The sequence below is a fragment of the Nocardiopsis sp. FR4 genome (assembly GCF_009830945.1).
GTDB lineage: Bacteria > Actinomycetota > Actinomycetes > Streptosporangiales > Streptosporangiaceae > Nocardiopsis.
The window spans coordinates 1-19,955 of sequence record NZ_VWVV01000013.1; the positions used below are offsets into that span (position 1 = coordinate 1).

Consider the following 19,955-nt stretch of genomic DNA (forward strand, 5'->3'; position numbering starts at 1 on the left):
CGACCCGCCGAAACCGGTCTGTCGCTTTTCCGTGGAAGGCGCTGTGTGCGTTTCCGCTTTGTTGTGCCTTTACTTTATCAGGTGTTCCGTGCCCCGCCAAACCGGCGGTTTCGGTGTTCCTGGTCCGTGGTAAAGACCCGTTTTTCCTGCTGCGCTTCCGCGAGCGGCCCCGGAGGGGCTTTCCGTGGAAGCGCTCTCCGAGCCTACCCGGTTCGGAGCACTGCTCGAACCAGTCCGCTTCGGAGAGGAAGGAGGTTGCCGCCAGGCCCGGTCCGGTTCCGAGCCGCCCCTGAGGGCCGCTCGCCGTCCCGTTGGCGACTCGGAGAACACTACCCCTACTGGGAGGGCTGAGCAAACCACAGCACCCGTGTGTCGCCGCTCACAGATTTCTGCTCGCGCATCGCTTTCACCGAGCTCTCCTTCCCCTCCCGTCCCTGCGTCCTCCTCCAGGCCCCGGGCCACGTGCGCACGGAACCTTCGGGACGTTCCTCTCCCCACCTCCCACCATCCGCTCTTCCCATGTTTCCGCTCCTTTGCGCCTCTGGCCCGCGGTGCCCGCTCCCGACAGCCGACCAGCTCTTCCCTCGGCCACCGCGGATCACTCCAAGAACACTCACTCACCCCGCTGCGAAAAAGGGCCGTTCGGAATACTCACCACAATGACAAGGAACGGACGATCCCGGGCACACCCCGGCACCAGCAAGCGGAGCGTGGAAAGGCCAGAGACGAACACAGGATCGCAAGTACATCGTTTCCGCACTTCACATCGGTGCCATGTCAACCGCAAGGGCGTTTACCAGGGAACTCACAGAAGACCGGAAAAAGGCTCTTGAAATTCCTCCGGCACCGATACATGATGTGCCTCGTTACTGGAACGGATTCTGGTCCGGTGGCACCCCGACGCACGGGGGCGACCACGACCAGGCCGCGTGCCATCGGGGGAGGGCAGGCGCAGCGCGGCCATGCACCCAGGGAAGGACATGCATGGACACCACATCCCCCGATGTGGCCGAGGAGTCCGCGAGTACTCCTGAGAGCCACATCAGCTGGAAGCGTTTCGCGCTCTTCTCCGTCCCGGCAGGCGTCGCCGTGGGCGGCATCCTGATCGCCATGGCCCAGGGCGCGATCGCCGCCTCGTTCACCGTCTCCGGTCAGGACTTCAAGATCTCGGCGGACAGGCTCGACGGGGAGGGCTTCGTCCAGTACGGCTGGCTGGACCAGACCGTGCGTGAGGAGGCCGTCCCGGTCGCGGTGGCCGGGATCCGGGACGCCGAGATCGAGGGACTGTGCCAGTCGGTACTGACCGAGTTCCCCATCATCGGCGAGATATCGCTCCGGCTGACCGCCGGGGACAAGGGCACTCCCGTCATCGCGGAGAACCTGCTCATAGACATGTCCCAGATGGATGGAAACGCCGAGTTCGAGAACATCGAGATCGGCCGCGACGCGGGCACCCTCGACAAGGGACCCACAGGGGCCCGGGGCTTCAACGACCTGTTCGGCATGCAGTCCGACACCATCGTCGTGGAGGACCTGGAGCAGACGGCGAAGGCCGCCAGCGCCGGAACCTTCCGGCTCGCCGGGCTGAGCCTGGGTATCAGTCTGGGGAAGAACGAGTGCTTCTGAGGTCGTTGCGGAGCCTGGGCACCACGTGGCGCCGATGGCGCAAACGCCGTCCCTTCGCGGGAGGGCTCCTGATGATTCTCTCCGGCACCGTCATGGCCTCGCTCGTGGCGATGCCGGTGGAACTGATGCTCCAGACCGGAATCGGCGGGGTCTCCTCGCTGCTGTTCGGCGGAATGCTCGCCGTTCTCGGCCTGGTCACCTGGTTCACCCCGAACCAGCACGTCATCACGGGTTCCCTCGCCGGGTTCCTGGGGTTGGGGGCGCTCATCCTCTCCAACCTGGGCGGCCTGGTCGCGGGCACGCTGCTGGCCCTGGCCGGGGGTGGCCTCGCCTTCGCCTGGCGGCCCGTGGCCCGGCAGCCCCGAAGGCGGGGCGGACGACGCCGGGGACGGCGATCCGGGCGGCGGCGTCCGGACGAACAGGTACGGCGGGACCCGCCGGTCCACAGGTCCGAGGTCTGACACCGGCGGAACCGGCCCGTACCCTCCCACCGCCGGGGCCGCCCCTCCGCACCAGCGGAGCGGGGTTCCCGGCGCCGGGGCGGACGTCCCCCCGGGACGGGCGCCCCGCCCACCGCAAGGAAAACCACGTCAACCGAATCGGCGCGTACCCCCCGAACCCGCCGGCCTGTACGGCCGTCACACCCTAGGAGTACCCATGTCGGTTCCGCGACCGATATCCCCCGCTCGCGCCCTCCTCACCACCGCCGCGGCCGCGGCCCTGGCGCTGACCTGGAGCGGCAGCGCCGCCGCCCAGCAGGGTCCGACCACCGTGGAGCCCGCCGGCGCGGCCTTCGAGGCCTCGCTGAGCGGTACCGCCACCTTCACCGCGGGCAGCGTCGTGGTGACCTGCCGGGCCTCGTCCACCTCCCCGGGCAACGGCAACAACCTCGTGCCCGAGGCGCCCGACAACCACAACGCCGACGGAGCCGTCTCCGGCCCGATCAACGCGCCGAACTTCACGAACTGCTCGACCAACGTGCCCTTCGTGTACGCGACGGTGACGGTGAACGACCCGGTGTGGCAGATGTCCATGCAGTACGGGTCACCGACCACGGGCACCATGGAGATCCCCGCCGGGGGCATCGTGGTGACCACCAGCGGGCTGTCCTCGTGCACGGCTACGGTCAGCCCCAACGGCCCCGTCGGCATCAGCGGCACCTGGACCAACGGAAACCCGGCCTCGACCCTGGCCTTTGACACCTCGGCCCCGGTCGCGGTGACCGGCGGGTTCGGTTGCCCGGTCAACGCCACGCAGGCGCCCTTCAAGGCGACCTACGCGGTGACCAACACCGACGACCCGTCAGCCCCCATCACCGTGACGAACTGATCCGGACCGGGAGACGCCTCCGTACCGAGGGAGGGAGGCCGTTTCCCGCCTGGCGCCGGGACGGGCCCGGAGCCGCCGTGCGGCGGCCCCGGGCCCGTGGCCACGGCTCTGGCGCACGCCCGGCCGGTCACGCTCCCGGACGGCCGTCACCACGGTCGGCCGCGCTGTTCCCGGACCGAACGGTGAACCGCCTCAGTTGCCGTCCTCCTCCATGTCCTCATCGGACATGTCACCGGACATCTCCTCGTCCTCCATACCCCCGTCCGACATGTCCTCGTCCGACATGTCCTCGGACATCTCCTCCTCGCCGGACGTGTCGTCCGACATCTCCTCGTCGGACATCTCCTCGCTCTCCACGCTGTCGCCTCCCCCGGCGGCACCGTCGTTGCAGGCGGCCAGGCCGAAGGCGGCGACGAGGCTGATCGCCCCGGCGGCGACGAGCCGGCTGAGCTGGTTCACGGAGATTCCGCGCATGGTGCGCCCTTCCTGTGGGTTTCTCTGGGTGACCGGGCCGCGGTGGCCCGGTGGTCAGGACACGGTCACGGTGACCGTGTGGTGTCCGGTGGCCCCGTCCGGTGCGACGGGGGTCCGGTCGGCGGTCTGGGTGCGGCCCTCGCGGTCCGTCGCCCGGACGGCGAGCGTGTACTCCCCGGGTTCGGCGTCCCAGTCCAGAACCCACTGCCGCCAGGTGTCGGCGGTGTCCTCCTCGGCGAGCCTCGCCCGCGCCCACGGTCCGTCGCCAACGCGTACCTCCACCCGGTCGACGCCGGTGTTCTGGGCCCACGCCACTCCCGCGACGGTGATCCGGCCCGGGGCCAGGTCGGCGCCGTCGCGGGGCGTGTCGACGCGGGACTGGGTCTTCACCGGGCCGCGCGCGGACCAACCGCGGGGCACCCAGTAGGCGTCGAAGGCGTCGAACGTGGTCAGCTCGATCTCGGTGATCCACTTGCAGGCGGAGACGTAGCCGTACAGCCCCGGGACGACCATGCGGACGGGGAACCCGTGCTCGTGGGGGAGCGGGTGCCCGTTCATGCCGACCGCGAGCAGGGCCTCCCTGCCGTCCATGACGTCGGCCACCGGCGTGCCGATGGTCATCCCGTCGTCGGAGCGGGACACGAGCTGGTCGGCCGGCCCCCCGTCGGCGGGGGAGCGGACCCCCGCCTCGGCGAGCAGGGTGGCCAGCGGCACGCCGGTCCAGCGCGCGTTGCCGACATAGGATCCGCCGACCGGGTTGGACACGCACGCCAGGGTGATGTCGCGTTCCCTGAGCTCGGGGTGGTCGAGCAGGTCGGTGTAGGTGAGCACGCGCTCCCGGGCGACCCCGAGGCCGTGGATGCGCAGGGACCACGCGGAGGCGTCGACGCGGGGCACGGACAGGGCGGTGTCGATGCGGTAGAAGTCGGCGTTGGGCGTGAAGAAGGGTGTGAGCCCGACCAGTTCGAGGTCGACGCCCTCGGGAAGCGGCGCGGCCCGGTCGCGCGGGGTCGGGAGCACCGCGTTGGCGGGGGTGAGTCCGCTGCCGGGCCCCGACGCGGCCAGAGCCCGCGCTCCGGCGCCCGCGCCCGCGGACACCGCCGCGGCGGCTCCGGCGAGCAGGACGAAACGGCGCCGGTCGAACCCGCCGGGGTCGGTGGGACCGGAGGCGCCACCGGGGTCCGTGGCGGTGGGGGGAACCGCGGAGGGGGTCCCCCGGGGGCGGGCGGCCCGGAGCAGCCACAGCAGGACGCCGACGCAAGCCGCGGCACCCGCCAGGGTGGGCAGCGCGTCGGGCGTCCCGCTGCCGGGCCGGGTCAGCACCGCCGCCAGGCCCACTGCCGTGAAGGCGGCGACCCCGGCCGGACCCGCGGACGTCCTGCGCGCGGCGGCCGCTCCGATGAGGGCCGCCGCGGCGGCCAGGAGCACGGCGGCCCCGATGAGCAGGGCGGGCTTGTCGGCCGTGCCGAAGGTGTCGACGGCGAACTGCTTCAGGGGCGGCGGGGCGAGGTCGACGACCGCGTCCCCCACCGCCAGGAGGGGTGTGCTGGCGGGGCGGGACATCGCGACGGCGACGACCTCAGCCGCGGCCAAGGCGGCGGTGGCGGCGACGAGTCCGGCGACGGCGGCCGGTCCGCGGCGGGTGGTCTCGGACATGCCCCTCGTTCGGCGCCGGTGCGGGGGAGGCGACGGCACGGGTGGTAACGAGTGGGTAACGTCCGTCAGTCTGGGGTTCCGAGCCCGCCCGCGGCACCGAATGCCCTGGGAAGGCACGAGGAGGAGGTGGCCGATGCGACGGACCGTCGGCTGGGACGCGGGGGAGGCCTCGAGCCCCGAGGAGGCGGGCGGGGGCGGCCCGGGCGGGGTCGACTCCCTGGCCAGGCTGCTCCGGCGGACCGCCGCGGGCGACCTGGCCGCGTTCGAGGAGCTCTACCGGGAGCTGTCGGGAACGGTGTTCGGCATCGCCCGGCGGGTCCTGGTGGACGAGGCGCAGGCAGAGGAGGTCTGCCAGGAGGTGTTCCTGGAGGTCTGGCGCACCTGTGCCCGGTTCGACCGCTCGCGCGGGACGGTGCCCGCGTGGGTGCTGACCATCGCGCACCGGCGGGCCGTGGACCGGGTGCGCTCGGAGCAGGCCGCCTCGGACCGGCTCGCCGCCGCGGGCCGACTGGAGCCCGAGGCGACACCTCGGGACGCCGTTCCCGACCAGGTCGAGCACCGGTTGGAGCGGGAGAGGGTGCGCCGGTGCCTGGGCGGGCTCACCGAGACACAGCGCGAGGCTGTCCGGCTCACGTACTACACGGGGTACACGCAACGGCAGGCGGCCGACCTGCTGCGGGTCCCGTTGACCACGGTGAAGGGACGACTGCGTGACGGCCTGATCAGGCTGCGTGACTGCCTGGGGGTGGGCGTATGAGCGGGGCGGGTGTGCACGGGCTGACGGCGGGCTACGCGGTCAACGCCCTGGATCCGGAGGAGGCGGAGGCCGCGGAGCGGCACCTGGCGGAGTGCGAGGACTGCCGCCGCGACCTGGCGGACTTCCGGGAGACGGCGGTGCGGCTGGCGGAGGCGGAGACCCGGGAGCCCCGGCCCGAGGTGTGGGAGGGGATCCGCGGTGCCGCCCTGCGGACCCGGCAGCTGCCTCCCCTGGCGGAGGAGCCGGGACGCGCGCGCGGCGGGGCGGTCCGACTGCTCCCGGAACGAACCCGGTGGCTGCCGTGGCTGGTGGCGGCGGCGTGCGCGCTGGTCGCGGTGGTGCTGGCGGGATCCCTGGTATCGGTGAACCAGCGGATGGACGAGGAGGCCCGACACGCCGCGGAGATGGAGGCGTTGCTGGCCGCACCCGACACGAACATGGTCGAGGCCCCGCTCGGCGACGCGCGGGCCACGGTCTTCGCCTCCTACGAGGAGGACGCGGCGATGCTGGTCGTGGAGGGGCTGCCGACGGCGCCGCCCGGCATGGCCTACCAGATGTGGTGGGCGGACGAGGGGGGCGTGCGTCCGGCGGGGATGCTCAAGCCGTCGTCGAACGGCCGGTACTCGGGGATGGCCGAGAACATGGGCAAGCCGGACGAGCTGCGGGTGTCGTTGGAGCCGGAGGAGGGCTCGCCGGAGCCGACGGGGGAGGAGATGTCCGTCGACATGTGACCGGCGCGGGCGCCGCGCGCACCGGGGCCCGGAGGCGGACCCGGTGCGCGCGGCTTCGTCCGGCGGTGACAACTACGCGCGGGCGGGGACTCAGCCGGGAACGGAGAAACGGCCGGAGCTCCTCGCTTACGGTCGCAGTACTTCCGGGGAGTCACGAGGCGAAGGCTTCCCGGGCAGGCGCGGAAGGCTTCGCCCGTCCCGGTCCGCCCCTGGAGTTCCCATGGCGTCCACCGCCGCAGGACCGTCCGCGCCCCCGCGTCCGCTCCACGTCCTCAGAACCGTGCGCGTCCTGGTCCGCGCCGGTGTGCTCAGCATCGGCCGCCCCGACCGGGTCGTCCGCCAGCTGCGTGCCCTGCGCACGTGGGGCGCCACGATCGCCGGCGGCTACGCCGCGGCCGGCGAGCGCGTGCCCGACGCCGTGGCGGTCGTCGACGAGCACGGGCCGGCGACCTTCCGCGAGATGAACCTGCGCGCCCGGGAGCTGGCCGTGCGGCTGCGCCGCGCGGGTGTGGGACCGGACGCGCGGGTGGGCGTGCTGTGCCGCAACCACAGCGGCTTCGTGCAGACGATGGCGGCCTGCGGGCGCCTGGGCGCGGACACCGTCCTGCTCAACACGGGGCTGTCGGCGGGCCAGCTGGCCGCCGCGGTGGCGGACAACGGGGTGTCGGTGGTCGTGGCGGACGCCGAGTTCGGGGACCTGTGCGGGGATCTGCCGCCGGAGGTGCTCCGAATGACGGCCTGGGGCGTGCCCCCGGCCGGGGGCCTGTGCGTGCCGTGGCGGGCGGGGGCGGAGCCGGGGCCGGAGGAGGAGCCGGGGCCGGAGGAGGAGCCGAGGCCGCCGGAGCGCCCGGGGCGGCTGGTCGTGCTCACGTCGGGGACGACGGGTGCCCCCAAGGGCGCGCGGCGGCCCACGCCGAAGGGACCGCAGGACGCGGCCTCGGTGCTGTCCCGGATCCCCCTGCGCTCCTCGGACCGCATCCTGATCTCGGCGCCCCTCTTCCACACGTGGGGGCTGGCGGGCGTGCAGCTGGGCATGTCGATGCGGGCCACGCTGGTTCTGCGGCGCGTGTTCGAGCCGGAGGACGTGCTGCGGACGGTGAGCGGGGAGCGGTGCACCGCGCTGTTCGCGGTGCCGGTGATGCTGCGCCGGATCATGGACCTGCCCAGGGCCACGCGGGAGCGGTACGACACCTCGTCGCTGCGGGTGGTGGCGTGCAGCGGTTCGGCGATGAGCCCGCAGCTGATCACGGACTTCATGGACGCGTTCGGGGACGTGCTCTACAACCTGTACGGATCGACCGAGGTGTCGTGGGCGACGATCGCCACCCCGGAGGAGATGCGCCGGTCCCCCACCACCGCGGGCCGGCCTCCCCTGGGAACGCGGATCGCGGTCCTGGGCGGGAACGGCGAGGAGGTACCGCCGGGGACGGAGGGGTCGATCCACGTCGGCAACGACATGCTCTTCGACGGCTACACGAACGGGCGGAGCAGGAGGGTCGCGGGCGGGCTGATGGAGACCGGGGACCGGGGCCTCGTGGACGCCGACGGACTGCTGCACGTGATGGGCCGGGACGACGACATGATCGTCTCGGGCGGGGAGAACGTGTTCCCGCGCCCGGTGGAGGAGGTGATCGTCACCCTGCCGTCGGTGCGCGAGGTCGTGGTGACCGGCGTGCCCGACGAGGAGTTCGGGCAGCGGTTCGCGGCCTTCGTCGTGCCGCACGAGGGCGCGCTGGTGGATCCGAACGAGGTGCGCATGCGCGTGCGCGAGGCGCTGGGGCGGTTCTCGGTGCCGCGCGACGTGGTGGTGCTGGAGGAGCTGCCGCGCAACGCGACGGGCAAGGTGGTCAAACGCCTGCTGCCCCGCCCGTGACCGAATGGGTTTCGGTGGACCGGAACTCCGGAGCGGGATTGCGGCCCCGCTCCGGCGGTCACCGGCGCTCTGAAACAGCGAGCAGGAGGCGGGCCCGTAAGAGCTGTCGCGAGCTGCGATTTCTCCCGTAGGCACCAGTTTGGCACGCCGTACCACTCTTCTTTGTGCGCAAGGTAATTGTGGGCTTTGAATATCGGCCATGAGGTAACTACCATGGTGTCGATGCCCGACCGATCCCCCGCCCCTGCGGGCGACTTCTCCCTGCCTCCCGTCGACGAGCAGATGTGCTTCGCGCTCTACGCCGCGTCGCGTGCGGTCACCAACCTGTACCGGCCCCTGCTGGAGCCGTTGGGGCTGACCTATCCCCAGTACCTGGTGATGATGCTCCTCTGGGAGCGCGGTGAGTGCTGGGTGAAGGACTTCGGATCCGTGCTGCAGCTGGACTACGGCACCCTCACGCCGCTGCTCAAGCGGCTGGAGGCCCGGGGTCTGCTGAGCCGCGGCCGGGATCCGCGCGACGAGCGCTCCGTCCGCGTCGCCCTCACGGAGGAGGGCAGGCGGATGCGGACGCGCGCCAAGGGGATTCCGGAGGCGATCGGCAGGGTCATCGACCTACCCGAGGAGGAGTTCGAGGCCACCAGGCTGGCGTTGCGCCGCCTGACCGCGAACGTGCTCGCGGGACAGGCCCAGCTGCCCGAGGGCGGCTGAGGCCGGACGGGCTCCGTCACCGCGTCCGCCGTCGGGGGACGACGGACGGCAGCGGTCGGCGGTGGGGACGGGCACCACGGGGGTCGTGCCCGTCCTCGGGTGGGCGGGTCGTGACCACGGCCCGCCCTTGCCGTTCCGGAAGCACGGTCCTTCCGGATGCCCCGTCGTTTCCGGATATCGGCCCGTTCCGGGGGCTAGTGTGGTGGCCATGTCGATCTGGGCGTCAGACAACCGCAGTGGCCAGGTCCGTGAGGCCCTGACGATGCTCCTGTCCCAGGGAGTGATTGACGACTTCCGCATCCGGCCGGACGAGGAGTTCCCCTTCCGGGTGACCGTCCCGGCCGGGGTGGTGCCGATGACCGAGCACCAGGCGGCGCACTTCGCGCTGGGCGCGGCCGTGGGGCACTTCGGCCGCCTGGTGCGCGGCGGCGGGGGCCGGTAGGCGCCCGGCCCCCGCCGCTCGGAACCCCGCTAACAGCCGGGGACGCGCTCCCAGTGGGCGGTCGAGGTCTGGGCCAGCGACGTCGTGACGAAGACGTTCCACAGACCGAGCGCGTCGCCGGACCCGACCGCGTAGGTCTGTCCGAGCCGCTGGACGGCCCGGCCCGCCGACACGTGGCCGTAGTTGCTGTCGGTCACGCACGTCCCGGACCCGGACGGGTCCGTGGGCTCCTCCGTCGGTTCCTCCGCGGGCGGGTCGGTGGGGCCGGGGTCGCCTCCGCCTCCCTCCCCGATGCCCCAGAAGTCGACGGTGTGGCCGGTCGAGCAGACCGCGGCCAGGAAGTAGGCGCCCGCGGTACCGCAGCCGGAGGAAGGGTCGACGGGGGTTCCGTGGCCCATGCCGGAGACCGTGAAGTGGGCGACGGCGGCGCCGCGCGCGTCCCCGCCGTGGTAGGCGGCGGTGGTGGGCCCGGGGAGCCGCTCGGTGCTGTCGGGGGTGCCCGACAGGCCGTGGACGTCGGCCCACTGGCTCACGCTGGCGGTCCCGTTGGCGGGGACCACGGTGGTGTCGGAGGTGCCGTGCCAGACGGCGACGCGCGGCCAGGGACCGCTCCAGCCGGGGTTCTTGGCGCGGACCGCGTCACCCCAGCGCTGCGGGGTGTTGGTCTTCCCCGGGTTCATGCAGCCGAACGCGTCGATCATGCCGCTCGCGCAGCCCACGGGGATCCCCGCGATGACACTGCCCCCGGCGAACAGGTCGGGGTAGGCGGCCAGGAGCTCCCCGGCCATGGCGCCCCCGGCCGAGAGTCCGGAGACGTACACCCGGTCGGCGTCCAGGCCGTGCGCGGACACGGCGTGCTCCACCATGGAGCGGATCGAGCGCGCCTCACCGGAGTCGCGGGCGGTGTCGCCCCGCTCGAACCAGTTGAAGCAGCCGCTGGCGTTGTTGGCCGACCTCTGCTCGGGGTAGAGCAGGGCGAAGCCGTCCGCGTCGGCGTGCGCGGGCCATCCGGAGTGGCCGTGGTAGGCGGCGGCGCTCTGCGAGCATCCGTGCAGCAGCACGACCAGGGGTGCGCCGTCGGGCAGACCGTCGGGCACGTAGGTGTACATCGCCAGGTTTCCGGGGTTGGTGCCGAACGAGGGCACCGGGGTGAGCGCGGCGGCCGAGGCGCGCGGGGCCGGGGCGGCCAGGAGGGCGGCGAACGCGACGGTGAGGGCGGCCAGGACGGCGAGCGGGAAGCGCGACCGCCTCGGGAACGGTGCGGGGTACGCGGGTGGTGCCGGGAAGTCCATGGGGGTGTGCCTCCGGGGGGTCGGAACGGTGAGCGGGGGACCGTGGCAGGGAGCCTAGCCCCGTAGTGATCTCGACCACATGGGCTCCGGGCACCGAACGCCGGCCGGCGGCCAGTGGGAACCCCACAGGAGGACCGGGTGTCATGGGCGCTGACCACATATCCCTGGTCCGGGGTGTGTCCGCCGCACCTATCCCGGGGAGGGGAGGGCGGGCCTAGTTTGCTGCCATGACGACGCACGAGTTCCTGCCGGGCGCGGCGCGGCAGGCCGCCCAGTCCCCCTCCCCCGAGACCGCGGGGGGCCCGCACGCGGCCGGGGCCGCCCACACCACGCGGGTCGACCTCACCGGAAGGACCGCCCTGGTGACCGGGGCGGCCAGCGGCATCGGCCGGGCCTGTGCCCTGCGCCTGGCCGACGCGGGAGCCAGCGTCCGCCTGGTCGACCTGGACGGGGAGGCCCTCGGCACGCTGGCCGAGCAGGGGGTGGGCGAGGCGGTGGTGCTGGACCTGACCGACCTGGACGCGGCCGAGGAGGCCGCCAGGGGCGCGGACATCGTGGTCAACAACGCCGGGGTACAGACGGTCGCGCCCGTGCAGGACTTCCCTCCGGAGCGTTTCTCCCTCATCCTTCGTCTCATGGTCGAGTCGCCGTTCCGCGTGGTGCGCGGCGCCCTGCCCCACATGTACGCCCGGGGGTGGGGCCGCGTCGTCAACATCTCCTCGGTGCACGGGCTGCGCGCCTCGGCCTACAAGTCGGCCTACGTGACCGCCAAGCACGGCCTGGAGGGCTTCTCGAAGGTGGTCGCCCTGGAGGGCGCCGCACACGGGGTGACCTCCAACTGTGTGAACCCCGGATACGTGCGCACGCCGCTGGTGGAGCGGCAGATCGCCGAGCAGGCGGCGGCGCACGGCATCGCCGAGGAGCGGGTGGTCTCGGAGGTCCTTCTGGCCAGGACCCCGCTCAAGCGGCTGATCGAGCCCTCCGAGGTCGCCGAGCTGGTCGCCTACCTGTGCGGTGAGGACGCGTCGTTCGTCAACGGAGCGTCCCTGCCCGTGGACGGAGCATGGAGCGCGAGCTGAACACCCCCACTTCCGGGCTTCCCGGCGACGTCGGACCGGCGGGCCCCGGCGGAGCGGCCGACCAGGACGGCCAGGCGCTGTTCCTGGACCTGCTGCTGCGCGACGCTCCCGCGGTGGAGTACGAGCGGCCGGTGCTGCGCGCGCGGGCCAACGGCGAGGACCCGGAGGTGGTGGCCGCGTTGGAGGCCACCAAGCTGACGGCGCTGCGGGTGCGCTCGGTGATGCGCGACCGACAGCGGCGCGAGTCGGAGCTGGGCGCGCTGTTCGAGACCGCCAACGACCTGGCGGGGATGCGCAGCCTGGACCAGGTGCTGCGGGCGATCGTGGAGCGGGCGCGCAACCTGCTGCGCACGGACATCGCGTACCTGACCCTGAGCGATCCGGAGGCGGGCGGCACCTACATGCGGATGACGTCGGGGTCGGTGTCGGCGTCGTTCCAGCGGCTGCGGCTGGCCCACGGCAAGGGGCTGGGCGGTCTGGTGGCCACGACGGCGCTGCCGTACGTGACGGCCAACTACTTCGCCGACCCCCGGTTCGAGCACGCGGAGAACATCGACCACGCGGTGCGCGAGGAGGGCCTGGTGGCCATCCTGGGCGTACCGCTGAAGATGAACGGGCGCGACGTGGGCGTGCTGTTCGCGGCCAACCGGCGCGAGCGGCCCTTCGCGCACTCGGAGGTGGCGCTGCTGTCGTCGCTGGCCACGCACGCCGCCATCGCGATCGACAGCGCGAACCTGATCGACGACACGCGACGCGCCCTGGACGAGCTGCACACCGTCAACGAGCGGTTGCAACGGCACACGGCGTCGGTGGAGCGGTCGGCGGCGGCGCACGACCGGCTGACCGACCTGGTGCTGCGCGGCGGCGGCGTGCGCGAGGTGGCGGCGGCGGTGGCCGAGGTGCTGGGCGGCACGGTGCTGATCCACGACGCGACCTCGGAGGAGTCGGTGACGGCCACTCCCCAGGGCGTGGTGGAGCGGACCGCCCGGGGCGGTGCGCCGTGGGACTCCGGGAACGGGGACCTGGCCGAGGCGGTGCGTACCTCCCTGGCCAGCGGCAGGGCGGTGCGGTCGGGCGGAGCGTGGGTGGCGTCGGCGGCGGCGGGCAACGAGCCGCTGGGCACCCTCGTCCTGCGCGGGGTGGAGCTGGACTCCACCGACCAGCGGGTGCTGGAGCGCGCGGCGATGGTGACGGCGCTGCTGCTGCTCATGCGGCGGTCGGTGAGCGAGACCGAGCACCGGGTGCGCGGCGACCTGCTGGACGAGCTGCTGGAGGTGCCCGCGCGCGACCCGGCCTCGCTGCGGCAGCGGGCGGCGCTGCTGCGCGCCGACCTGGAGGCTCCGCACGTGCTGGTGGTGGCCGAGGCGCCGGGCGGTGACCCCGGTCGGCTGCGCTCGGCGGCGACCCACGTGGCCGAGACCACCGGGGGACTGGCCGGGAGCCGGTCCGGCCGCCTGGTACTGGCGCTGCCCGGGACGGACGCCTCCGCGGTGGGGCGCCGGGTGGCCGACGAGCTGTCGGCGGCGGTGAACGGGCCGGTGACCGCGGGGGCGGGCGGTCCCACGAACGGCCCGGAGGCGTTCCGGGAGGCGTTCGCGGAGGCGTCGCGGTGCCTGCAGACGCTGCGGGCGCTGGGGCGGGAGGGGGACGTGGCCACCACGGGGGACCTGGGTTTCTCGGGTCTGCTGTTGAGCCAGGAGCGGGACGTGCCGGGCTTCGTGTCGGCGGCGTTGGGCCCCCTGCTGGAGTACGACGCCAGGAGGGGCACGCTGCTGGTGGAGACGCTGCGGGCCTACTTCGCCGCCGGGGGCAACCTGTCGCGGGCCAAGGACGAGCTGCACATCCACGTCAACACGGTGGCCCAGCGCCTGGAGCGGATCGGGCAGCTGATCGGGGCGGACTGGCAGCACCCGGACCGGGCGCTGGAGCTGCAGCTGGCCCTGCATCTGCACGGCCTCCTGGACCGGGGCGTCGATCTGGGCGGAAGCTGAGCACGCTCCGGCCGGTCCGACGACCGCGGTGACCGCGGGGCACCCGGACCGTCCGCGGTCACGGCCTGGGGCGCTGGCCCGGCCCGCCCGCGATCCACGCGGGTCCGGACCGCCGCGCGCACCGGGGGCTCCGCTCCCGCCCGGAAGGCCGGGCGCGGTGTGAGGCGGCGGGGGAGGGCCGGTGTGCGTCCGGGAAGTCTGCCCTCCCGCCCTCAACGGGCGTCGGCGGTCTCCCGGACGATCCCGTCGACGTGCGCGGCGACCAGGGCCGCGGTCGGGGAGAACAGCGGGCTGTAGTGGTTGTCGTCGGGGAGTTCGACGGTGGCCACGTGTCCGGGGAGCCCGGCCAGGCGCTCGCGGGTGTAGAGGCCCGGGCTCTCGTCCATGAGGCCGCGCGCCGCCCACAGCAGGCGGGCGGGGCGCCGGAGGCGGGCGAGCGCGCCGAGGGTCTCGGGGTCGGCGAGGACCTGTCCACCGTCCGCGCGCACGGCCGCCTCGTCGCAGGCCGAGCGCATCGCGGGCGGTTCCCCGACCAGGTCGCGCAGGACGTAGCGGTCCGTCCAGGTGTTCCACCGCCCCGCGAAGGCGGGGTGGCGCCGCCAGAACTCCCGGTAGTGGTCGGGGCTCGCGAAGGTCCTCCGCAGGCGGGCCATGGCGGGGCCGAGGACGGCGTCGATGTCGGTCCCCGGGGCGAGGGGCAGCCCGTGTCCGCCGTCGACCAGCACCACCCCGGCGACCCGTTCGGGGTGGCGCACGGCGGCCAGGCAGGCGACGAACGCCCCCATCGAGTGGCCGACCAGGACGGTGGCTCCCACCCCCCGGTCGTCGAGTACGGCGACCAGGTCGTCGGCGTGGGCGGCCAGGCCGCGGGGTCCGGCCAGGCGGCCGCTGCGTCCGCGCCCGCGCAGGTCGGGGGCGAGCAGCGGCGGGCCGCCGAGCCGGGACAGCTCGGCGGCGACCCGGGCGAAGGCGTGGCCGTTGGCGGTGATGCCGTGGACGGCCAGGACCGGGGTGCCGGGGCCGTCCCCCCACCTGGTGACGGCCAGGTCGCCGCCGGGGACGGGGACGGTGTACTCGTCCTCCCGGACCGGTGCGTCGGCGGACGCGCCCGGTTCGGTCCCGGAGGGGGCGCCGGTCCGGCGCGGGTGGTCGGTCATACCCGTGGGCCCTTCCTGTCGCGCAGGGCCGAGCGGACCCGGCCGGGGAGGGCGGCGAGCCCTCCGGGGGCGAAGAACACCATCAGCACGAAGAGCACGCCGAGGACGAACAGGGGCTGGGACAGCGGCGCGGCGAGCCAGGCGGGCAGCGCGGCGAAGACGTCGGAGCCGCCCAGCTGGAGCAGGCGGTGGTCGGCGTAGGTGTACAGGACCGCGCCCAGCAGCGGGCCCCAGCGGCTGCCCGCGCCGCCCAGGGCCACCATGACCAGCAGGGTCAGGGTGAACTCGGCGGTGGTGATGGCGGGGGTGACGCCTCCGGTGACCAGCAGGTAGGCCACCCCGCCGAGGGAGGCCAGGCCGCCGCCGACGGTGAAGGCCGCCAGCTTGTAGGGGTAGGGGTTGACGCCCAGGACGGCGACGCGCTGCTCGTTGGCGCGGATGCCCTGCCAGACGCGGCCGACCGGGGAGGCGGTCAGCCACCAGACGAGGCCGACGGCGACCACGGCGTAGGCGAGGGCCGCCCAGTAGAGGTTGACGGTGTTGGCCACGCCCACGAACGCGGCCGGGACCAGGGAGGTGTCCAGGGACAGCCCCTCCTCGCCGCCGGTCGTGCGGCCGGGGTCGCGGGAGACGAGGATCGACCCGGCCTGGGCGAAGGCGAGGGTGACCATGGCCAGGGCGATGCCGTTGACGCGCAGGGAGACCGCGCCCAGGAGCAGGGACAGCAGGGTTCCGCCCGCGACGGCGAGCGGTGCCGCCCACAGCAGCGGCAGTTCGAGCAGCCGCATGAGCAGTGCGGCGGTGTAGGCGCCGCAGGCGAAGTACAGGGCGTGGCCGAAGGAGAGCAGGCCCACCCGGCCGTAGAGCAGGTCGTAGCTGGTGGCCAGGCCGCCGAAGACCAGGCAGAACGCGAGCAGGTGCAGGGTGGGCGGGCTGTTGAGCGCGCCCTCGAACAGCCCCGGCGGGTGGAGCGTGGAGAAGGGCAGGGACAGCGCCGCCGCCAGGGCGGCGGCCGGGGCCGCCCACCGGGGGAGGCGGCGCCCGCGCGCGCCTCCCGGGGCCGGGGGCTCGGGGCTGGCGGCGGGCGTCCCCGCGGCCGGGGCGGTCACGTCGGTGTCGGTCATCAGGCCACCCTCTCCGCGGACTTGCGCGCGGTCAGGCCGCCCTGCCTGGTGAGCAGTACGAGGGCCAGGACGATGACCACGGCGATGTCGCCGAGTCCGGCGACGGTGTAGTAGTTGGCGAACTGCTGGATGAGGCCGACCGCGACCGAGGCGATGGCGCAGCCGGTGAGCGAGGTGGTCCCGCCGATCACCACGACGATGAACGCGAAGATCAGCAGGGACAGCCCCTGGGTGGGGGTGACCACGCCGAAGTAGAGGCCGCCCAGCGACCCGGCCAGGGCCGCGGCGGCGCCGCCGATGGCGAAGACCAGGGTGAAGGACCGGCGCACGTCGATGCCGAGGGCCGTGACCATGGCCCGGTCCTGCACGCCCGCGCGGACGATGAGGCCGTAGCGGGTGCGCGAGTTGAACAGCCACAGGGCGGCGAACACCGCGGCGGCGGCCAGGATGAGCAGGAAGCGGTCCCGGGGGATGTTGACCCCCAGGAAGGAGACGGCGCCGCGGACCAGTCCGGGCTTGGGGAAGGGCAGCGGGTCGGCGCCCCAGACCGCCTGGAGGAGCGCGGGAACGGCCAGGCTCAGGCCGACCGTGGCGAGGATCTGCTCGCGGTGCCTGCCGTAGAGCGGGCGTATGACGCAGAGTTCGACCAGGGCGGCGGCCAGGGTGCCCGCGGCGACGCCGAAGGCCACGGCGACCGCGAAGCCGAACCCGGCCGGTCCGGCGCCGGGCAGGTGGTCGGCGGCCCACCAGGTGCCGTAGGCGCCGATGGCCAGGAAGGCGCCGTGCGCGAAGTTGAGCACGTCCATGAGGCCGAAGATCAGCGAGAGCCCGGAGGCGATGAGGAAGTAGAGGGCGCCCAGGCCGAGCCCGGTGACGGCGAGGAGGAGGACGGTGCTCACGCGGTCCGCCTCCCCTCGGGTCCCCCGGCCGCGGCGGCGCGTGCCACGCCCAGGAGCGCGCGGACGCGGTCGGCGTCGTCGAGGAGTCCGGGGGCGGGCCCGGTGTGGACCACGCGGCCCGCGTCCAGGACCACGGCCTGGTCGGCCGTTCTGCGTACCAGGGACAGGTTCTGCTCCACGAGCAGGACCGGCACCCGTTCGGCGGCGCGGGCGACGGCGTCGGCGACCTCGCGGACGATGCGGGGCGCCAGGCCCTTGGTGGGTTCGTCCACGATGAGGAGCCTGTCGTCGTTGAGCAGGGCGCGGCCGATGGCGAGCATCTGCTGCTGGCCTCCGGAGAGGGTGCCCGCGGGCTGGTCGGCCCGGGCGGCGAGTTCGGGGAAGAGTTCGTGGACGAGCGCGTAGCGGGGCGCGCCGGGGCGGCGTTCGGCCAGGCGCAGGTTCTCGGCGACGGTGAGGGCGCTGAAGATGCCGCGTTCCTCGGGCACGTAGCCGATGCCCCTGCTGACGATGGCGTGGGTGGGGCGGGCGGTGATGTCCTCGCCGTCGAAGGACACCCGGCCGGTGCGGGGCACCAGGCCGAGCAGGGCCCTGACGGTGGTGGTCTTGCCGACGCCGTTGCGTCCCAGGAGGGCGGTGACGCCGTGGTCGGGAACGGTGAGGGAGACCCCCTGGAGGATGTGCGAGCCCTCGATCCAGACGTGCAGGTCGGCCGCCTCCAGGAGCGGCGCCGCGGCGCTCACGCCCCGTCCCCGAGGTAGGCGGCCTGCACCCGGGGGTCGGCCATGGCCGAGTCCGGGTCGGTGAGGGCGAGCAGGGCGCCGTGGTGCATGACGGCCAGGCGGTCGGCCATGTCGAGGAGCACCTCCATGTGGTGTTCGACCATGAGGACCGTGCACCCCTGTTCGCGGTGCACGTCCCGGATGACGGTGGTGAGCTCGCCGACCTCTCCGGCGCTGACCCCGGCCATGGGCTCGTCCAGGAGGATCAGCCGGGGGCGGCGGGCCAGGAGGAGCGCGAGTTCGAGCTTGCGCTTGTCGCCGTGGGACAGGTCGGCGGCCGGGGCGTCGGCGCGGTGGGAGAGGCGGACCAGGTCCAGGACCCCGGTGGCCTCGGCGCCGCCGTCGGGGGTGGCCCGGCGCCAGAAACGGCGGGACTCCCCGGTGCGGGCCTGCACGGCCAGGCCGACGTTGGCGCCGACGGTGAGGTCGCCGAAGACGCTGGAGGTCTGGAAGGTGCGTCCCATGCCGAGCCGGGCGCGGCGGTGGGGCGCGTGGCGGGTGACGTCGGCCCCGGCCAGGCGCACGGTGCCCGCCGTGGGCCGGGTCAGTCCGCTGACCAGGTTGAACAGGGAGGTCTTACCAGCGCCATTGGGGCCGATGAGGGCGACGAACTCGCCCTCCTCCACGCGCATGGTGACGTCGTCGACGATGACGGCGCCGCCGACCGACCAGCGCAGGCGGTCCAGGGCCAGGACGGGGACGGCGGTGTCGGGGCCGGGGGCGGTTCCCGGTGCGGCCCCGGCCGCCCCGGCGCTCTTCGCGGTGTCGGGGGCCACGGCTACCGGGCCGCCGCGGGCTCGACGTCGGCGGCGGGGATCTCCGCGACCAGTTCGGGACGGGCCTCGGCGCCCTCGCCGACCAGCCGGACCTGGTACATGGGCTGCAGGAGGGCGTGGTCCTCGGCGCGGATGGTGAGTTCGCCCTTGACCCCGTCGAAGGTCCAGCCCTCCAGTGCGCCGATGCGGTCCCGGACGTCGTCCCCGGCGGAGGCCGCGTGCACGACCATCTGGGCGGCGGTGAAGCCGTCGGGGGTGAAGAGGTCGACGGTGCCGCCCCCGGCCTCGACGTTCTCCCTCATGATCCGGGCGACCTCGGTGTCGGAGGCGCCGTCGAAGTAGTGCGAGAGGAAGGAGATGCGCCCGCCCGCCTCGCCGAACACGGGGTAGGACGGCTTGATGTCCAGGCCGGTGACGACCTCGGTGGAGTCGAGGACGCCCTGCTGGTCCAGGGCCTGCCACATGGCGGAGGCGGTCTCGCCCGCCCAGGCGACGAAGACCAGGTCGGGTTCGGCGCGGCTGACCTGCTCGGCGAACGGGGTGAGGTCGGTGGTGTCCGGCGGAGCCAGGACGCCGTCGACGCTGGCGCCCTGGGCCTCCAGGACCTCGGTGACCGCGGAGACGTTGTCCTGGCCGAAGGCGTTCTGCTGGGCGAGGACCACCACGTCCGCGCCGTCGGGGTCGTCCATGAAGGTGCTCGCGGTGAGGATGTCCTGGTAGGTCTGGCGGCCGGAGCGGAAGGTGTGGTCGTTGATGCCCGTGATGGCGTCGGTGGCGGCGGGCCCGGAGATGAAGAGGACGTCGTTCTGCTCGGCGAGCGGGGCGACCTGGACGGCGATGCCGGAGGCGGTGGACCCGGCGATGATGTCGTGGCCGGTGCCGATGAGGTCGCGGGTGGCCGAGACCGCCTTGGTGGGGTCGCCGGCGTCGTCGGCGTACTCGACCTCGACGGGGCGGCCGTCGATCTCCATGGTGCCGCCGGTGGCGTGGGCGAGCCCGGCCTCGAAGCCCTGCCGGTACTGCTCGCCGTAGCTGGCCAGGGGACCGGTGGCGGAGTAGACGATGCCGACCCTGACGGGTGCGTCCGCACCGCCCCCGGCGGCCCCGCCGGGGCTTCCGCAGGCGGCCATGGCGAGGACGACCGCGCAGGAGGCGGCGGTCAGGGGGGTCTTGCGCATTTCTCTCCTCCAGTCGGCACCCGCCTGTCCGGCGCGACCGCCGGGGTGGGGGGTGGGGTACCGCTCCGAAGGTAGATCGGT

Annotated in this window: 19 protein-coding genes; 10 read left to right on the top strand and 9 right to left on the bottom strand. The window is 73.7% G+C overall.

What is annotated here, in order from left to right; all coding sequences use genetic code 11:
- Positions 1–984 precede the first annotated feature (984 nt).
- The 3 genes from FYW95_RS13955 to FYW95_RS13965 all read left to right on the top strand — a co-directional run bounded on the left by FYW95_RS13955 (position 985) and on the right by FYW95_RS13965 (position 2,955).
- The gene (locus tag FYW95_RS13955) at positions 985–1,626 is read left to right on the top strand and encodes a DUF6230 family protein (RefSeq protein WP_159945298.1); all 642 of its coding nucleotides are present in this window, start codon (positions 985–987) and stop codon (positions 1,624–1,626) included.
- A gap of 71 nt (positions 1,627–1,697) precedes the next feature.
- A complete protein-coding gene (locus tag FYW95_RS13960; RefSeq protein WP_159945297.1) occupies positions 1,698–2,087 on the top strand; it encodes a DUF6114 domain-containing protein in 390 nt (129 codons plus the stop codon).
- 196 nt (positions 2,088–2,283) lie between these two features.
- On the top strand, positions 2,284–2,955 hold the full coding sequence (locus FYW95_RS13965) for a hypothetical protein (protein ID WP_159945296.1): 672 nt from the start codon (positions 2,284–2,286) through the stop codon (positions 2,953–2,955).
- Positions 2,956–3,147: 192 nt separating this feature from the next.
- On the opposite strand, the gene FYW95_RS13970 is transcribed toward FYW95_RS13965, so the two are convergent.
- Both FYW95_RS13970 and FYW95_RS13975 read right to left on the bottom strand, forming a co-directional pair.
- Positions 3,148–3,429: a hypothetical protein gene (locus FYW95_RS13970; protein ID WP_160050392.1), complete on the bottom strand. Its 282-nt coding sequence runs from the start codon at positions 3,427–3,429 to the stop codon at positions 3,148–3,150.
- 54 nt (positions 3,430–3,483) lie between these two features.
- A complete protein-coding gene (locus tag FYW95_RS13975) occupies positions 3,484–5,085 on the bottom strand; it encodes a molybdopterin-dependent oxidoreductase (RefSeq protein ID WP_160050393.1) in 1,602 nt (533 codons plus the stop codon).
- Between the two features lie 133 nt (positions 5,086–5,218).
- Between FYW95_RS13975 and sigK the strand changes: the two genes are divergently transcribed.
- The 5 genes from sigK (at position 5,219) to FYW95_RS14000 (ending at position 9,596) form a co-directional block, all read left to right on the top strand.
- Entirely contained in the window at positions 5,219–5,842 is a 624-nt protein-coding gene (sigK, locus tag FYW95_RS13980) for an ECF RNA polymerase sigma factor SigK (RefSeq protein WP_159945293.1), read from the top strand.
- A complete protein-coding gene (locus FYW95_RS13985; protein WP_159945292.1) occupies positions 5,839–6,573 on the top strand; it encodes an anti-sigma factor in 735 nt (244 codons plus the stop codon). The genes sigK and FYW95_RS13985 overlap by 4 nt, the downstream gene beginning before the upstream one ends.
- A gap of 220 nt (positions 6,574–6,793) precedes the next feature.
- On the top strand, positions 6,794–8,446 hold the full coding sequence (locus FYW95_RS13990; protein ID WP_160050394.1) for an AMP-binding protein: 1,653 nt from the start codon (positions 6,794–6,796) through the stop codon (positions 8,444–8,446).
- Positions 8,447–8,659: 213 nt separating this feature from the next.
- The gene (locus FYW95_RS13995; protein ID WP_159945290.1) at positions 8,660–9,154 is read left to right on the top strand and encodes a MarR family winged helix-turn-helix transcriptional regulator; all 495 of its coding nucleotides are present in this window, start codon (positions 8,660–8,662) and stop codon (positions 9,152–9,154) included.
- A 208-nt stretch (positions 9,155–9,362) separates the two neighbouring features.
- Positions 9,363–9,596, top strand: a complete 234-nt coding sequence (locus FYW95_RS14000; RefSeq protein WP_160050395.1) for a hypothetical protein — start codon at positions 9,363–9,365, stop codon at positions 9,594–9,596.
- Between the two features lie 29 nt (positions 9,597–9,625).
- Here the strand turns inward: FYW95_RS14000 and FYW95_RS14005 are convergent, their stop codons facing one another.
- Positions 9,626–10,888, bottom strand: coding sequence for an extracellular catalytic domain type 1 short-chain-length polyhydroxyalkanoate depolymerase (locus FYW95_RS14005; RefSeq protein ID WP_160050396.1), 1,263 nt, complete (start codon positions 10,886–10,888; stop codon positions 9,626–9,628).
- 227 nt (positions 10,889–11,115) lie between these two features.
- Here FYW95_RS14005 and FYW95_RS14010 point away from each other — a divergent pair, with 227 nt between their 5' ends.
- A complete protein-coding gene (locus FYW95_RS14010; RefSeq protein ID WP_159945287.1) occupies positions 11,116–11,967 on the top strand; it encodes a 3-hydroxybutyrate dehydrogenase in 852 nt (283 codons plus the stop codon).
- Positions 11,952–13,958 carry a helix-turn-helix domain-containing protein gene (locus FYW95_RS14015; RefSeq protein WP_160050397.1) on the top strand — a complete coding sequence of 669 codons (2,007 nt, stop codon included), beginning with the start codon at positions 11,952–11,954 and terminating at the stop codon, positions 13,956–13,958. Before FYW95_RS14010 ends, FYW95_RS14015 begins: the two co-directional genes overlap by 16 nt.
- A 212-nt stretch (positions 13,959–14,170) precedes the next feature.
- Here FYW95_RS14015 and FYW95_RS14020 read toward each other — a convergent pair whose 3' ends face one another.
- The 6 genes from FYW95_RS14020 to FYW95_RS14045 all read right to left on the bottom strand — a co-directional run bounded on the left by FYW95_RS14020 (position 14,171) and on the right by FYW95_RS14045 (position 19,874).
- Entirely contained in the window at positions 14,171–15,115 is a 945-nt protein-coding gene (locus FYW95_RS14020; RefSeq protein ID WP_159945285.1) for an alpha/beta fold hydrolase, read from the bottom strand.
- Positions 15,112–16,239 (bottom strand): branched-chain amino acid ABC transporter permease, encoded by a 1,128-nt coding sequence (locus FYW95_RS14025; RefSeq protein ID WP_159945284.1) that lies wholly within the window; start codon positions 16,237–16,239, stop codon positions 15,112–15,114. The genes FYW95_RS14020 and FYW95_RS14025 overlap by 4 nt, the downstream gene beginning before the upstream one ends.
- Positions 16,239–17,138, bottom strand: a complete 900-nt coding sequence (locus FYW95_RS14030; RefSeq protein WP_159945283.1) for a branched-chain amino acid ABC transporter permease — start codon at positions 17,136–17,138, stop codon at positions 16,239–16,241. Before FYW95_RS14030 ends, FYW95_RS14025 begins: the two co-directional genes overlap by 1 nt.
- On the bottom strand, positions 17,135–17,881 hold the full coding sequence (locus tag FYW95_RS14035) for an ABC transporter ATP-binding protein (protein WP_159945282.1): 747 nt from the start codon (positions 17,879–17,881) through the stop codon (positions 17,135–17,137). Before FYW95_RS14035 ends, FYW95_RS14030 begins: the two co-directional genes overlap by 4 nt.
- On the bottom strand, positions 17,878–18,612 hold the full coding sequence (locus FYW95_RS14040) for an ABC transporter ATP-binding protein (RefSeq protein WP_159945299.1): 735 nt from the start codon (positions 18,610–18,612) through the stop codon (positions 17,878–17,880). Before FYW95_RS14040 ends, FYW95_RS14035 begins: the two co-directional genes overlap by 4 nt.
- Before the next feature lie 86 nt (positions 18,613–18,698).
- Positions 18,699–19,874, bottom strand: a complete 1,176-nt coding sequence (locus FYW95_RS14045; protein ID WP_159945281.1) for a substrate-binding domain-containing protein — start codon at positions 19,872–19,874, stop codon at positions 18,699–18,701.
- Between the last annotated feature and the right edge of the window lie 81 nt (positions 19,875–19,955).